The sequence below is a fragment of the Stenotrophomonas africana genome, assembly GCF_013004645.1.
Lineage (GTDB): Bacteria > Pseudomonadota > Gammaproteobacteria > Xanthomonadales > Xanthomonadaceae > Stenotrophomonas > Stenotrophomonas africana.
Genome location: NZ_JABEME010000008.1, coordinates 57,548 through 71,156, shown reverse-complemented (window position 1 = coordinate 71,156; position 13,609 = coordinate 57,548). Strand labels below are relative to the sequence as shown.

The window sequence follows — 13,609 nt, the reverse complement described above, 5'->3', positions numbered from 1 at the left end:
GCACTATTGAGCCCCACCCACCTGCAACGCCACATACTCTGCCAGCCCCCGGCAGGCCAGCATCAGCCCCTCGCGCACACCGTCGCCGATATCGTCTTTCTCTTCCCCATCCACGCGCACGCGCTCGGCGGCGTGGTACAGCTCCAGCAACGACACCAGGCCCACTGCGGCGCGATCCCTGCGAGCGGCAGCCACCGCTTCACCAGGTGTGCCTGCCGGCCCCGGCCACGGCTGTCCATCGGCGGCGTCCCCGGCCTGGATGCGCTGCAGGCAGCCGGGCAGGTTGATGGGCGCGGGCGCCTCGTTGGCGGCGGCGAAAGCGGCTTCCAACGGCTGCGCCAGTTCGGGTGGCAGGCGCAGCGCGGCCTCGCCAAGGGTGGCGGTCAGGTACGGGTGATGGGTCTTGGGCATGCGGGCGTCCTCGTCGGCAACAGAGGTGCCACCCGAAGAGGGTGGCGGGCGATGCGTGGCTTCCAAGACCGGGTCAACGAATCGGCGGGCACGAGGCCCCCACGCACCGCCCGCCGTCGATCGGCTAACGGATTGCCAGCCGGCGCCGCCCCTGAAAGGACGACGCCGGCTGGCAAGCGTATACATCGTTGACAACACGGGCTTGGAAGTCCCGACCACCTTTGCAGGTGGCGATTCATCATGCGCACGCGAAATCCCCGCCTGCCAGTCGTTTGTTTCGATGGCATCGGGTGATCTGAAAGGAAAAATGAATTATCGCGTTTGGCCCGTTTCGAGCAGTGCAATGCCAGAAGCGACATATCGCGCAGCGCCGTCATCATCGGCCATCCGGGCCGCGCCACTGTTGCCGCACGGCTTACAGTAGCGTGCGACGTAAAGCTGGCTTAACAGCCTCGGTAAGGCACCAAGGCAACGATACCAGACGTGAATTCCCACGCACACCACCCGGATCTTGATATTCCTCACGGACCGCCCGCAGCGCCCACCGCATACTGCCGCTACACGCCCACCTGGGCCCCTTCGGGATCCGCACATGCGTCGCCACGCCCTGTCGCTCACCGTCGCACTGGTATCCACCGCGTTCGTGGCCCCAGCCATGGCTGCGGTACCGTTCTTCAACGCCAGCTGCCCGGGCGGCATCGATGTTCACGCCGACGATGGCGGGCCGGTCTACGTGCAGGGCCGCGAGGCCACGCTGAAGCGCTTCAACGACCGCTATTTCGAAGCACGCGACGCCAACAGTGGTATCACGTTGTCGATCAGCCGCAGCGATGACGGCACGCCGCAGATCAGCTACACCGGCCGTGGCGGCGCCAATGGCATCTGCCAGGTCAGTAGCAGTGGTGCGCCTGCGCCCGCCGCAAACAGCGTTCGCCCTCGCGACGCTGCCTCTGGGGATGCCGCGCTACCCCGCGAAGTCACCTGCGAATCCACCGGCCAGCAGCAGGTGTCGTGCGATCTGAATACCCGTGGCAACGTGGAAATCGTGCGCCAGCTCAGCCGCACCCGCTGTGAGGAAGGAAAGAACTGGGGGCTGGCGCGGCATTCGGTGTGGGTCAACGGCGGCTGCCGCGCGGTGTTCCGCAATGTGTCCTCGGTGGCCACCCCGGCGCCGGCAGGCGATACCGCGCTGGGTTCCTGCAACATGCGCAAGGGCGCGCAGGGCACGCTGGTGACCCAGATGCCGGTGGGTAGCGACTACCAGGAACTGATCATCGATTACCCCGATGGCCGCTTCCTGTGCATGATGCGCAACAACGGCCAGGTGCAGAGCATGACGCCGGTTCGTCACCGCGGCGGTTGAGTTCGCGGGTAGGGATGTGGCGTCAGGCGCCTGTCTTCCGCAGCAACACCCACGCCAGCATCAGGGCGAACATGCCGACGACGGTCAGGCCGAACCACAGCGCGGCCACCTTCACGTTGCCAATCAACGCCGTCAGCATCCGCTGCGGCTCGCTCTTCAGGATCGGGTATTCAGCGTGTGCCTTGCGCAGGCGCTGCCACCCCAACCCGAGGAACAGCAGAAACGAGAATGGCGTCAGCAGCAGCGTCGCCTGCATCAGCCAGGCGTTCGGCGGCGCATCAATCGAGCTGCTGAAAAAAAACCGCAAACGCAGCGATGGGCAGCGCGACCATGAAAAAGCGTGGCCAGGCGGTATTGATGAAGGGCGACATCGCAATCTTCCATGAAGGGCGGTTGGGTCCGCGCGGGATCACGCCATGCCAATCCCCTGCTGCACCGCCGCGAGTGGTGTCACACAGCTCTGGCTAGACTGTGCTTCTTTTTCCGCGCAGGAGGCACCCATGGCCCATCCCATCTCCGTATCCCTGATTGGCGTTCCCACCGACGTGGGTGCGGGCCATCGCGGTGCCCGGCTGGGGCCGGAAGCGCTGCGCGTGGCGGGCCTGCCGGAGGCGCTGGAGGCGCGCGGCGTGGACGTGCGCGACCTGGGCAACCTGGATGGCCCGCGCAACCCGTGGACCGCGCCGGTGGAAGGTTACCGGCACCTGGATGAAGTGGTGGCGTGGAACCATGCACTGATGGAAGCCAGCTATGCCGAACTGCAGGCCGGCCGCATGCCGATCATGCTCGGTGGCGACCACTGCCTGGGCATCGGTTCGATCACTGCGGTGGCACGCTGGTGCCGCGAGCAGGGCAAGACCCTGCGCGTGCTGTGGCTGGATGCGCATTCCGATTTCAACACCAGTGATGTCACCCCGTCCGGCAACATCCACGGCATGCCGGTGGCCTGCCTGTGCGGCCTCGGCCCGGACGCGTTGACCCAGCTGGGTGGCAGCGCACCGGCGATCACCCCGGCTCAGATGCACCAGATCGGCATCCGCTCGGTGGACCCGGAAGAGAAGCGCCTGATCAAGACTCACAAGGTGGATGTCTATGACATGCGCTACATCGACGAGAACGGCATGAAGCGCGCGGTGGAAGCGGCGCTGGCCGGTATCGATGAGAACACCCACCTGCATGTCAGCTTCGATGTCGACTTCCTGGATCCGAGCATCGCACCGGGCGTGGGCACCACCGTGCCGGGCGGGGTGAACTACCGCGAGGCGCAGCTGGTGATGGAGATGATTGCCGACACCGGGCGCATGGGGTCGCTGGACATCGTCGAGCTCAACCCCTTGCTGGACAAGCAGAATGCCACCGCCGAACTGGCCGTGGACCTGGTCGAAAGCCTGTTCGGCAAGTCCACCCTGATGCGCGATTGACGGCTCCGCCTGAACGGATCTGTGATCCGTTCACACCCGCTCCACGCCCCTCCCGCCAGATTGCACTTCACGCGGCGGCAGTGGGCATCGGTGCCCTCCCGCCGAGCGAAAGAATCCCATCCGCGAATGAAGCGGTGTAGCGGTGAACCCAAGGAGAAGCCCATGAAGCGCGTAGTTGCCCTGATGCTGTTGTCGATGTTCTCGGTGGCCCTGCTGGCCGGTTGCAACACCATTGCCGGTGCCGGCAAGGACGTGCAGAAGGCGGGCGAGAAGGTCGAGGACACCGCGAAGGGCCGTTGAGCCCTGGACGGAACGGAAAGAGAAAAAGGCCGGGGATTTTCCCGGCCTTTTTTGTGCGCGCGTTTCGCCGCGTGACTGTCTAAGCGGAGTGAACCATTCAAGCAGGTGAGCATCTATTTCATGGCTGGTTGACCGTTAGTCAACAGCCGTTGCGCGAAGCTGGAGCCACGGTAAGAACGCCGTTGCAACCAAGGACTCCCAGCAATGAACAAAGACATCATTTCCGGCAAGTGGTCGCAGCTGAAGGGCAAGGCCCAGGCCAAGTGGGGCGATCTGACCAACGACGACTTCGATGTGGCCGAAGGCAATGCCGAGTATCTGGCCGGTCGCCTGCAGGAACGTTATGGCTGGGCCAAGGACCGCGCTGAGAAGGAAGTCCGTGAGTTCCAGGATGCGGTGAGCAAGGACTACCCGGACTACAAGTAAGCGCTACGGTTTCCCCCACAGCACAACGCCCGCACCGAGAGGTTGCGGGCGTTATGCTGTCTGGGCAGGCGATCAGCGCGCCGGCGGGTCCGGCACGTAGCGGTTCGGGAACGCCTGCGGTTCGCGCGGCAGGCGTGAGGGCGCATCGACCAGGATGCCGCGCGCGCGCAGGTTGCGGGCGCTGTCGTAGCGCAGCTGCAGGACCTGCGCCGGGCTGCGGCTGGCGCGTTCGAAGTCGGTATCGCGTACCGAAGACTGCTCGCGTGCGCCGTGGCCGGTGCCCAGCGCCGGCGCCTGCGACTTGCTGGCGTAGCCCTCGATGCGGCTGTTGCTGGCGCTGGCATCGGCCGCCGCTTCGGCCTGTGCGGCCGGTGCCGGCAGCGGCAGGCCACGGCGCAGGATCGGCTCCGGGCGCCAGCGCCGCGCTTCCTCGAATACCGCAACACCGACCACGCCGATGTTGTCCGGGCGGCCGGTGCGGCTGGCGTAGCTGCCACTGGGGCTGCTGAACACGAACTGGGCTACTTCATCCTGGCTCTTGCGCCAGCCGGTGATGTCGGCGCGCTGGCCGGGGTTGAGCACGTAGCCGGTCTGCGAGGGATCGGCATCCTCGCCGGAGATGGCGTTGACGCCGTCCACCGACAGCACCACCAGCACCCGGCGCGGGCTGTCGTTGTACAGGCGCACGGCGTAGCGGTGGCCGCGCTCGCCGGCCACCCAGCGCTGGCCCTCGGCGGGGTAGCTGCGCAGTTCGATACCGCGGTCGCGGTCGACCAGGGCCATGCGCACGGGGCCGCCCTCGTACACCGGCGGCGGCATCGGGGCGGGGCGGAAGCCGGCCAGGGGCAGGATCAGCAGCAGGGGCAGCAGGCGTTTCATCGGGCGTCTCCAGCGGGGTTGCGTGAATGAACGCGCCGCAGCCCCTGACGGGGTTGATGGCGTGCAAGGTAAACTGGCCCCGTTCATCGAAGGTTACCCCACGCAGTCATGACGACCCGAGTCCTTACCGGCATCACCCCCTCCGGCACGCCCCACCTGGGCAACTACGTTGGCGCCATCCGTCCGGCCATCGCTGCCAGCCGCGCGCCGGGGATCGAGAGCTTCTTCTTCCTGGCCGACCTGCACAGCCTGATCAAGTCGCAGGACCCGCAGCGCACCCAGCGCGCGACCCTGGAGATCGCGGCCAGCTGGCTGGCCTGCGGCCTGGACCCGGAACACGTGTGGTTCTACCGGCAGAGCGACATCCGCGAGACCACCGAGCTGATGTGGTTCCTGACCGCCATCGCCAGCAAGGGCATCCTCAACCGCGCGCACGCCTACAAGGCGGCGGTGGACAAGAACCGCGAGGAAGGCGTGGACGAGGACGCAGGCGTCAGCGCCGGCCTGTTCATGTACCCGGTGCTGATGGCCGCCGATATCCTGATCTTCAAGGCCAACCAGGTACCGGTGGGTCGTGACCAGATCCAGCACATCGAGATGGCGCGCGATTTCGCCCAGCGCTTCAACCACGTGTACGGCAAGGAGTACTTCCCGCTGCCGGACGTGGTGATCGACGAGCAGGTGGCGACGCTGGCGGGCCTGGATGGCCGCAAGATGAGCAAGAGCTACCACAACACCATTCCGCTGTTCGTGCCGCGCGAGGAGCTGAAGAAGCTGGTGTTCTCGATCCTGACCGACTCGCGCGCACCCGGCGAGCCGAAGGATACCGAGGGCTCGGCGCTGTTCCAGATGTACCAGGCCTTCGCCACCCCGGAACAGACCGCTGAATTCGCCAAGGCCTTTGCCGCCGGCATCAGCTGGGGCGATGCCAAGCAGCAGCTGTTCGAGCGCATCGACAGCGAGCTGTCGCCGCTGCGCGAGCGCTACAACGCGTTGATGGCCGAGCCGGAGAAGATCGAAGCGCTGCTCAAGCGCCGTGGCCAGCAGCTGCGCGAGCAGCTGGCGGCACCGCTGCTGGAAGAGCTGCGCCACGCCGTGGGCCTGCGTGACCTGTCCAGCGCCGGCGACATCGCCAGCGAGGATGCCGGCGTGGCCCGCGTGGCACCGCCGCTGTTCAAGCAGTACCGCGAGAAGGACGGCCGCTTCTACTTCAAGCTGACCGCCGGTGACGGCACGCTGCTGATCCAGAGCGAAGGCTTCGATTCGCCGCGAGATGCGGGGCAGTTGATTGCCGTGATCAAGCAGGCCGAGCAGGGCGACCAGCTGCAGAGCGAGCTGTTCAAGCTGGAGGCCGAGGTGGATGCGGTGCTGGCGGCCTTGGCCGCGCTGCGCGAAGGGACCTGATCGCAGGGTCTGCCTGCCCTTTGTAGAGTCGAGCCATGCTCGACTTTGCTACGCCTCTGTAGAGCCGAGCCCATGCTCGGCTGCTTTGCTACCCAGCCGAGCATAGGCTCGGCTCTACAGGGAAGCACCCCGCCGGCACGACCGTGGAACAGCGCCCGTGGCATGATGTCCCCGCGCCTCCGGCGCGATGACATGGAGTCTGCGATGGCCTGGTTGTCGCTGCTGCTGTTCCTGCCCTGGTTCCTGCTGCTGGGCAGCCTGTACTGGCTGTTCCCGCGCCAGCCGCGCACCGCGCGTCGGCGGCTGTTCGATGGCACCACACTGGTATTGGCCTTCGCCCTGAGTATCGTGTCGATGCTGTGGGGCTACCGCATCGGCGTGGTGCAGCCCGGCGCCGGCCCGATCTGGCCACAGGTGCTGGCGGTGCTGTACGCCTACGGCGCGTTCCTGGCGGTGCTGGTGCTGGCCCTGCTGCTGCGGCCGCGCTGGCTGGGTCGGTAACCCCGCCTTTGTAGAGTCGAGCCATGCTCGACTGCACGCGCCCTCTGTAGAGCCGAGCCCATGCTCGGCTGATGTCTGGCAGAAAGGCAGCCGAGCATGGGCTCGGCTCTACAGAATCTGGCCTCCGACCAAAGCCGCATCGAACCCGGGCCGCCTGCGCGCCTACCATGGGGGTCTGTTCCCGATCCTGCCAGGTGCGTGCCGATGACCGCCGACCCCAGCATCCACACCATCGATACCGGCTTCCAGCGTGCGGACTTCGACGCGGCCTATCTGATCGTTGAAAACGGCCGCGCGGCCTTCGTGGACTGCGGCACAGGCCTGTCAGTGCCGGCCATGCTGCAGGCGCTGGCCGACGCCAGCCTGGACGTGGAGGCGGTGGACTGGCTGCTGCTGACCCACGTGCACCTGGACCACGCCGGCGGCGCCGGCCTGCTGATGCAGCAGCTGCCGAACGCAAAGGCGGTGCTGCACCCGCGCGGCGCGCCGCACATGATCGATCCGACCCGGCTGATTGCCGGTGCCACCGCCGTTTATGGTGCCGGGGAGATCGCGCGCAGCTATGGTCGCATCGAGGCGATTCCGGAGCAGCGTGTGGTGGTGGCCGAAGACGGCCACCGCATCGATCTGGCCGGCCGCGAGCTGGTCCTGCTGCACACGCCGGGCCACGCGCTGCACCACTACTGCGTGTGGGATGCGCGCAGCCGCAGCTGGTTCACCGGCGATACCTTCGGCATCTCCTACCGCGAGCTGGACAGTGCGCAGGGCGCTTTCATCTTCCCGACGTCGTCGCCGGTGCAGTTCGACCCAGAGGCGATGAAGGCCTCGATCCAGCGAATGCTGGGCTACGACCCGCAGGCGATGTACCTGACCCACTACGGTCGTGTGGAACAGGTGGAGAAACTGGCCGACGACCTGTTCGAGCAGATCGATGCAATGGCCGCCATCGGCCGCCAGTGCGATGGCCGGCCGGACCGCCACCGCTGCCTGTTGGCCGCACTGCAGGCGCTGTACCTGGAACGTGCACAGCTGCATGGCTGCGCGCTGGACGATGCGGCGGTGACTGCTGTTCTGGCGATGGACATCGAACTCAACGCGCAGGGCCTGGCGTGCTGGCTGGACCGTATCAGCAGGTAGATCCATGCCATGCGTGGAGGACGTGGGCCCAGGCTGCGCCGTGATGTCACGACCACGTTACACTCTGGTGACTTCCAAGCTAGCCGTGGTACTGCCGTGAATCCGATGCGCGTGTTGCTGCTGTCGTCCTGCCTGTTTGTCGGGGGTCTGGCCCATGCGGCCAATGACCTGCCCGGCGGCGGTATCGATCCGCAGGCACTGTCGCGCCACGTGCGTGTGCTGGCGTCGGATGAATTCGAGGGCCGCGCGCCGGCGACCGAAGGCGAAGAACGCACGGTGCAGTACCTGATCGAGCAGTTCCGCAGCTATGGCCTGCAGCCGGGTGGCGTGGACGGCAGCTGGGTGCAGCCGGTGCCGCTGGTGCGCGCGCAGCTGGACGGACCGGCCAAGGCCAGCCTGTCGCTGAAGCGTGGCAAGCGTGCGCTGGCCAACGGCGTGGACGTGACCCTGCAGAGCCTGCAGCCGCGCGAGCGCGTGCAGATCAAGGATGCCCCGCTGGTGTTCGTCGGCTACGGCATCGACGCGCCGGAACGCCAGTGGAACGACTACAAGGACGTGGACCTGCACGGCAAGATCGCCGTCGTGCTGATCAACGACGCCGATTTCGAGGCTGATGCGCCGGGTGCGTTCGATGGCAAGGCGGTGACCTACTACGGCCGCTGGACCTACAAGTTCGAGGAAGCTGCGCGCCGTGGCGCCGAGGGCGTGCTGATCGTGCACGAGACCGCGCCGGCTGCGTATGGCTGGGCCACGGTGAAGAGCTCGGGTACCTCGCCGCTGTTCGACATCGAACGCGGCCAGGCCGAGGCGATGGCGCAGCACACGCCGCTGCGTGGCTGGATGCAGCGCGAGCTGGCCGAGGCGATCTTCGCCGACGCCGGCCTCGACTTCGATGCCGAGAAGCGCAAGGCGATGCGTGCAGACTTCCGCCCGGTGGCACTGGACAACGCGAAGCTGAGCGTGGATTTCGCGCTCAAGCGCGAGCAGGTGGTGACCCGCAACGTGGTGGCCAAGCTGCCCGGTGGTGAACACGCCGACGAGGCCGTGATCTTCTCCGCGCACTGGGATGCCTTCGGTATCGGCCAGGCCGACGCCAAGGGCGACCGCATCCGCCGTGGTGCGATCGACAACGCCACCGGCGTGGCCACGGTGCTGGAACTGGGCCGCGTGTTCGCCGCCGGCCCGCAGCCGCAGCGCACACTGTACTTCGTGGCACTGACCGCCGAAGAGAAGGGCCTGCTGGGTGCCAGCTACTACGCCGCGCACCCGCTGGCGCCGCTGGACAAAACCGCTGCGGTGCTGAACATCGAGATGTTCAGCCCGGATGGCGCGACCCGTGACATCGCCTCGTGGGGCAAGGGCCGGGTCTCGCTGGAAGGCGACCTGGAACGCGTGGCAAAGGCCCGCGGCCGCAGCTACAGCCCGGACCCGAACCTGGAGGCCGGCTTCTTCTACCGTGCCGACCACTTCGCCTTCGCCCGCCTGGGCGTGCCGGCGATCACCATCGGCCCGGGCCTGGACAAGCTGGACGGTGGGGTTGAAGCCGGCCGCGCGCTGCGCGAGAAGTATTTCGCCGACTGCTATCACCAGGCCTGCGATGCCTGGACCCCGAGCTGGGACCCGAGCGGCCACGCAGCCGACACCCTGCTGGTCTACGACCTGGGCGCCGAGCTGGCCAACAGCCGCCGCTGGCCGACGTGGGAAAAGGAATCGGAGTTCCGCGGCGCGCGCGACAAGAGCGAAGCGGCCCGCCGTTGAGGATCGGGACCGGCGGGGTGTCATGTCATTCCGCCGGTAGAGTCGACTGCTAGTCGACTATCGCGCGCAGCATGGGTTTTCCGGTGGCGACAGAGAGAGCAGTCGACTAACAGTCGACTCTACCGATTGCCGATTGCCGATTGCCGATTGCCGATTGCCGATTGCCGATTGCCGGCCGGCACTACCTGCGCCGGCGCAACAGCTTCCACGCGCCCCAGCCACTGGCGACGAGCGCTGCCAGATAGCACGCCACCATCGTACGCAGGCCAACCGGTGATCCTGCATTGATGCCGCGATGCAGGCGCAGTTGCAGCGAGCTGTGGCCGCTGCCCAGGTCCACCGCCAGCTGCAGCGCCAGCGCGCCGCAGAACACCAGCAGGGCGACCCCGAAGCCGATGCGCGGCCACGCGGCCTGTGCGTTGGGACGGCGCAGCAGCCAGGCCAGTGCCGTGGCTGCGGCCAGCGTCGCCGCCATCCACATCAGTGGCGTGGCGGGAGACGCAGCGGCCACCGGCAGTGCACCGGTGGCTGCGATCAGGGCAACGCGCCTACTTGCGGGTGCCGTCGAGCCAGTTCGGGCCCTTGTTGGTGAGGAAGAACACATAGACCACCAACGATACCGCGATCGTGGCGGTCACGTAGATGGCGAACCAGTCGACGTGGCCGGTCTTCAGCGCGCCCTGGTACAGCAGCGGGGCGGTGCCGCCGAACAGCGAGTTGGCCAGCGCATAGCCCAGGCCCACGCCCAGTGCACGCACGTGGGTGGGGAACAGCTCGGCCTTCACCACCGCGTTGATGGAGGTGTAGCCGGTGAGGATGACGAAGGCCATCGCCAGGGTCAGGAACGCCAGGGTGGCGTCATGCTGGTGCGGCAGCTGGGTGATCAGGTACCAGCTGTACAGCACGCCACCGACGCCGAAGAACACCAGCAGGGTCTTGCGGCCGATGATGTCCGACAGCCAGCCGCCGACCGGCTGCAGCACCATCAGGAACGCCAGCACGCCCAGGTTGATCAGGGTGCCGGTCATCGGGTCGTTGCCGGCGAAGGCGCTCTGGATCATCTTCGGGCCGTTCACCGAGTAGGTGTAGAAGGCCACGGTGCCACCGGCGGTGATCAGGAAGCACAGCAGCAGCGGACGCCACTGGTGCACGAACAGTTCGTACATCGAACCGGACTTCTGCGCCTTGCCCTCGCGCGCGGCCTCGATGGACGACTCCGACAGCGACTCGTCCATGCCCCGGCGCAGCCAGAACACCACCACCGCGGCGATGCCGCCGATGCCGAAGGCGATGCGCCAGCCCCACTCGGAGATTTCCGGCTTGCCCCAGAAGGTCAGCATCAGCAGCAGGGTCAGCTGGGCCAGCACATGGCCGCCGACCAGGGTGACGTAGTGGAAGGAGGACAGGAAGCCGCGGCGGCCGGGAATGGCGGCCTCGGACATGTAGGTGGCGCTGGCACCGTACTCGCCACCGGTGGCGAAGCCCTGCAGCAGGCGTGCGAACAGCAGGATCACTGCAGCCCAGATGCCGATGCTGGCGGCGGTGGGGGTGATGGCGATGAGGAACGAGCACAGCGCCATCAACGTGACCGATACCGTCAGCGCCAGGCGGCGGCCGTGGCGGTCGGCGAAGCGGCCGAAGAACCAGGCGCCGATCGGGCGCATCAGGAACGTTGCGGCGAAGATCGCCCATACGTACATGGTGGAGTTCTTGTCGTCCGGCGAGAAGAACTGCGATTCGAAGTACACGGCGAACACCGAGTACACGTAGACGTCATACCACTCCACCAGGTTGCCGGCGGAGCCTTTGAGGGTGTTGGAGATCGACCGCCGCAGGGCGGCGCGGTCGTTCGCGGGTACGGCAGGTTGGGACGTGGTGCTCATCTGGGTGGGAATCCTCGATGCGGCGCGTCCGTGCGCAGGGAAAACGGCGCCCGGCCTTGGGGCGGCGCGGCCGGGCAGCCCTCTTGGTACTGCATCAGCCGTCAACACGGGGTAGCAGACCAGAGCAGGGTGCATGGATGGATGACAGCGTGCCACCGTATGGGGTCACGGACCATACTCAAAACGTCCTAGAATCCGCCTTCCCCCGGCTCCCTGGTGTGTCATGTCGGCTCCCCCTTCTTCGTCTGCGGCTGCCCCCCGGGGCGGCCTTGTCGCGCTGGCATTGCTGCTGGTCTACGTGGTCTGGGGCTCGACCTACCTGGGCATCGCCAAGGCCCTGCACGGCGGCGCACTGCCGCTGACGATGGTCTCCGGCAGCCGCTTCATCATTGCCGGCGGGGTGATGTTCGCGGCGCTGCGCCTGTTCTGGAAGCTGCCGAACCCGACCCTTCGGCAGTGGCGCAACCTGGTGGTGATGGGCGTGACCATGCTGGTGCTGGGCAACGGCATGGTGGTGCTGGCCGAGCGTGAGGTGTCCTCGGGCCTGGCCGCGACTGCGGTGGCTTCGGTACCGCTGTGGATGGCGCTGTTCTCAGCGCTGCGCGGCCAGCACGCCAGCCGTGGTGAGTGGCTGGGCATCGCCATCGGTTTTCTGGGCGTGGTCTGGCTCAATGCCGGCAGTAGTCTGACCGCATCGCCGACCGGGCTGGTGCTGCTGCTGATCGCGCCGGTCGGCTGGGCCTTCGGTTCGGTGTGGGCACGCGGCCTGGACCTGCCGGGCCCGTTCATGACCGCCGCCGGGCAGATGATCTGCGGTGGCGTGTTGCTGGTAGTGATCGGCCTGGCCGTGGGCGAACGCCCGACCACATTGCCCGACACCGGCGGCCTGCTGGCGATGGCCTACCTGTGCGTGTTCGGTTCCATCGTCGCGTTCACCGCCTACGTATGGCTGCTGCAGAACGTGCGCCCGGCGCTGGCCGGCAGCTATGCGTACGTCAATCCGGTCATCGCGGTGCTGCTGGGCGCACTGCTCAACGGTGAACGCTTCGGCTGGCGCGACCTGCTGGCGATGGCGGTGATTCTTCTGGGTGTGGTGGTGTTGACAATGGCAAGGACGAGAAAGAAATGAGCATGGACGAGAAGGAACAACGCCGTGGCCTGCTGGTCACTGCCTCCACCTTCGTGATCTGGGGGCTGGTGCCGGTGTACTGGCACCTGCTCAACGAGGTGCCCTCGTTCCAGATCATCGCCCACCGCATCATCTGGAGCACCGTGATGGTGGTGGGCTGGCTGCTGCTCAGCTCGCGCCTGGGCTGGTGGCAGAAGATCGCAGCGCAGCCGCGCGCGCTGCCGATCCTGCTGGTGTCCAGCCTGACCATCGCGTTCAACTGGGGGCTGTACATCTGGGCCGTCAACGCCGGCCATGTGATCGAGACCAGCCTGGGCTACTTCATCAACCCGCTGGTGAACGTGCTGCTGGGCGTGCTGGTACTGAAGGAGCGGCTGCGCCGCCTGCAATGGGTGGCGGTAGCGATGGCGGCGGTGGGCGTGGCCTGGCTGACCATCGACGCGGGTACGCCACCGTGGATCGCGCTGGGCCTGGCCTGTTCGTTCGGCCTGTATGGCCTGCTGCGCAAGCTGGTCTCGGTCGATCCGGTGGCTGGTCTGGGCGTGGAGAGCATGTACCTGTTCCTGCCGGCGTTGGCGTTTGCGATCTGGGCCGAGAACGGCCACGGCGGCGCGTTCTTCCATGGCTGGGGCTGGCGCAACGACCTGCTGCTGATCTTCGGCGGCGCGGTCACTGCGGTACCGCTGATCGGCTTCGCCTACGGTGTGAAGCGCATTCCGCTGTCGCTGGTCGGCATCCTGCAGTACATCGCGCCGAGCCTGCAGCTGCTGCTGGGCGTGTTTTTCTTCCATGAGGTGTTCGATACCGCCAAGGCGATCGGTTTCGCCGCGATCTGGGCCGGCCTGATCCTGTTCGTCGGTGACAACATCCGCACGATGCGCAAGCGGTAACGGCGACAGCGTCGGATCCCCTCGCCTGGATCCGCCCCCCGCTTCCTCAAAAAAGAACGGCGCCCCGAGGGGCGCCGTTCTGCTTCCGTCCACCGCCAGGAGAGAGG

15 protein-coding genes are annotated in these 13,609 nt (G+C 66.8%); 10 read left to right on the top strand and 5 right to left on the bottom strand.

Going from position 1 to position 13,609, the window contains the following annotated elements; genetic code table 11:
• Positions 1-3: 3 nt before the first annotated feature.
• The gene (locus tag HLA98_RS14635; protein ID WP_057500024.1) at positions 4-411 is read right to left on the bottom strand and encodes a hypothetical protein; all 408 of its coding nucleotides are present in this window, start codon (positions 409-411) and stop codon (positions 4-6) included.
• Between the two features lie 592 nt (positions 412-1,003).
• Between HLA98_RS14635 and HLA98_RS14630 the strand changes: the two genes are divergently transcribed.
• Positions 1,004-1,774 carry a DUF3011 domain-containing protein gene (locus tag HLA98_RS14630; RefSeq protein ID WP_057500023.1) on the top strand — a complete coding sequence of 257 codons (771 nt, stop codon included), beginning with the start codon at positions 1,004-1,006 and terminating at the stop codon, positions 1,772-1,774.
• A 22-nt stretch (positions 1,775-1,796) separates the two neighbouring features.
• Here HLA98_RS14630 and HLA98_RS14625 read toward each other — a convergent pair whose 3' ends face one another.
• Positions 1,797-2,030, bottom strand: a complete 234-nt coding sequence (locus HLA98_RS14625; RefSeq protein ID WP_232015483.1) for a hypothetical protein — start codon at positions 2,028-2,030, stop codon at positions 1,797-1,799.
• 244 nt (positions 2,031-2,274) lie between these two features.
• On the opposite strand from HLA98_RS14625, the gene rocF reads away from it, so the two are divergent.
• The 3 genes from rocF (at position 2,275) to HLA98_RS14610 (ending at position 3,921) form a co-directional block, all read left to right on the top strand.
• Positions 2,275-3,195: an arginase gene (gene rocF, locus HLA98_RS14620; protein WP_049448235.1), complete on the top strand. Its 921-nt coding sequence runs from the start codon at positions 2,275-2,277 to the stop codon at positions 3,193-3,195.
• 162 nt (positions 3,196-3,357) lie between these two features.
• Positions 3,358-3,495 (top strand): entericidin A/B family lipoprotein, encoded by a 138-nt coding sequence (locus HLA98_RS14615; protein ID WP_008266021.1) that lies wholly within the window; start codon positions 3,358-3,360, stop codon positions 3,493-3,495.
• Between the two features lie 204 nt (positions 3,496-3,699).
• The gene (locus HLA98_RS14610) at positions 3,700-3,921 is read left to right on the top strand and encodes a CsbD family protein (protein ID WP_004153772.1); all 222 of its coding nucleotides are present in this window, start codon (positions 3,700-3,702) and stop codon (positions 3,919-3,921) included.
• Between the two features lie 72 nt (positions 3,922-3,993).
• On the opposite strand, the gene HLA98_RS14605 is transcribed toward HLA98_RS14610, so the two are convergent.
• Complete coding sequence (locus tag HLA98_RS14605) at positions 3,994-4,800, bottom strand: hypothetical protein (protein WP_057500022.1); 807 nt, start codon at positions 4,798-4,800, stop codon at positions 3,994-3,996.
• A 108-nt stretch (positions 4,801-4,908) separates the two neighbouring features.
• Between HLA98_RS14605 and HLA98_RS14600 the strand changes: the two genes are divergently transcribed.
• The 4 genes from HLA98_RS14600 to HLA98_RS14585 all read left to right on the top strand — a co-directional run bounded on the left by HLA98_RS14600 (position 4,909) and on the right by HLA98_RS14585 (position 9,600).
• Positions 4,909-6,204: a tryptophan--tRNA ligase gene (locus HLA98_RS14600; RefSeq protein WP_057500021.1), complete on the top strand. Its 1,296-nt coding sequence runs from the start codon at positions 4,909-4,911 to the stop codon at positions 6,202-6,204.
• 204 nt (positions 6,205-6,408) lie between these two features.
• The gene (locus tag HLA98_RS14595; RefSeq protein WP_057500020.1) at positions 6,409-6,705 is read left to right on the top strand and encodes a hypothetical protein; all 297 of its coding nucleotides are present in this window, start codon (positions 6,409-6,411) and stop codon (positions 6,703-6,705) included.
• A gap of 204 nt (positions 6,706-6,909) precedes the next feature.
• Positions 6,910-7,842, top strand: a complete 933-nt coding sequence (locus tag HLA98_RS14590; protein ID WP_057500019.1) for an MBL fold metallo-hydrolase — start codon at positions 6,910-6,912, stop codon at positions 7,840-7,842.
• 105 nt (positions 7,843-7,947) lie between these two features.
• Complete coding sequence (locus HLA98_RS14585; RefSeq protein WP_057500018.1) at positions 7,948-9,600, top strand: M28 family metallopeptidase; 1,653 nt, start codon at positions 7,948-7,950, stop codon at positions 9,598-9,600.
• A gap of 181 nt (positions 9,601-9,781) precedes the next feature.
• On the opposite strand, the gene HLA98_RS14580 is transcribed toward HLA98_RS14585, so the two are convergent.
• Positions 9,782-10,081, bottom strand: a complete 300-nt coding sequence (locus HLA98_RS14580) for a hypothetical protein (protein ID WP_057500017.1) — start codon at positions 10,079-10,081, stop codon at positions 9,782-9,784.
• A 67-nt stretch (positions 10,082-10,148) separates the two neighbouring features.
• Complete coding sequence (locus tag HLA98_RS14575) at positions 10,149-11,483, bottom strand: MFS transporter (RefSeq protein ID WP_010486964.1); 1,335 nt, start codon at positions 11,481-11,483, stop codon at positions 10,149-10,151.
• 223 nt (positions 11,484-11,706) lie between these two features.
• Between HLA98_RS14575 and yedA the strand changes: the two genes are divergently transcribed.
• Positions 11,707-12,612 (top strand): drug/metabolite exporter YedA, encoded by a 906-nt coding sequence (yedA, locus tag HLA98_RS14570; protein WP_049448247.1) that lies wholly within the window; start codon positions 11,707-11,709, stop codon positions 12,610-12,612.
• On the top strand, positions 12,609-13,502 hold the full coding sequence (rarD, locus tag HLA98_RS14565) for an EamA family transporter RarD (RefSeq protein ID WP_057500016.1): 894 nt from the start codon (positions 12,609-12,611) through the stop codon (positions 13,500-13,502). Before yedA ends, rarD begins: the two co-directional genes overlap by 4 nt.
• Positions 13,503-13,609: the final 107 nt, after the last annotated feature.

What these genes read in the sequence shown, in the direction of transcription:
- HLA98_RS14635 (WP_057500024.1), bottom strand. Translation starts at nt 411, where the DNA reads ATGCCCAAGACCCATCACCCGTACCTGACCGCCACCCTTGGCGAGGCC.
- HLA98_RS14630 (WP_057500023.1), top strand. Translation starts at nt 1,004, where the DNA reads ATGCGTCGCCACGCCCTGTCGCTCACCGTCGCACTGGTATCCACCGCG.
- HLA98_RS14625 (WP_232015483.1), bottom strand. Translation starts at nt 2,030, where the DNA reads ATGCAGGCGACGCTGCTGCTGACGCCATTCTCGTTTCTGCTGTTCCTC.
- rocF (WP_049448235.1), top strand. Translation starts at nt 2,275, where the DNA reads ATGGCCCATCCCATCTCCGTATCCCTGATTGGCGTTCCCACCGACGTG.
- HLA98_RS14615 (WP_008266021.1), top strand. Translation starts at nt 3,358, where the DNA reads ATGAAGCGCGTAGTTGCCCTGATGCTGTTGTCGATGTTCTCGGTGGCC.
- HLA98_RS14610 (WP_004153772.1), top strand. Translation starts at nt 3,700, where the DNA reads ATGAACAAAGACATCATTTCCGGCAAGTGGTCGCAGCTGAAGGGCAAG.
- HLA98_RS14605 (WP_057500022.1), bottom strand. Translation starts at nt 4,800, where the DNA reads ATGAAACGCCTGCTGCCCCTGCTGCTGATCCTGCCCCTGGCCGGCTTC.
- HLA98_RS14600 (WP_057500021.1), top strand. Translation starts at nt 4,909, where the DNA reads ATGACGACCCGAGTCCTTACCGGCATCACCCCCTCCGGCACGCCCCAC.
- HLA98_RS14595 (WP_057500020.1), top strand. Translation starts at nt 6,409, where the DNA reads ATGGCCTGGTTGTCGCTGCTGCTGTTCCTGCCCTGGTTCCTGCTGCTG.
- HLA98_RS14590 (WP_057500019.1), top strand. Translation starts at nt 6,910, where the DNA reads ATGACCGCCGACCCCAGCATCCACACCATCGATACCGGCTTCCAGCGT.
- HLA98_RS14585 (WP_057500018.1), top strand. Translation starts at nt 7,948, where the DNA reads ATGCGCGTGTTGCTGCTGTCGTCCTGCCTGTTTGTCGGGGGTCTGGCC.
- HLA98_RS14580 (WP_057500017.1), bottom strand. Translation starts at nt 10,081, where the DNA reads ATGTGGATGGCGGCGACGCTGGCCGCAGCCACGGCACTGGCCTGGCTG.
- HLA98_RS14575 (WP_010486964.1), bottom strand. Translation starts at nt 11,483, where the DNA reads ATGAGCACCACGTCCCAACCTGCCGTACCCGCGAACGACCGCGCCGCC.
- yedA (WP_049448247.1), top strand. Translation starts at nt 11,707, where the DNA reads ATGTCGGCTCCCCCTTCTTCGTCTGCGGCTGCCCCCCGGGGCGGCCTT.
- rarD (WP_057500016.1), top strand. Translation starts at nt 12,609, where the DNA reads ATGAGCATGGACGAGAAGGAACAACGCCGTGGCCTGCTGGTCACTGCC.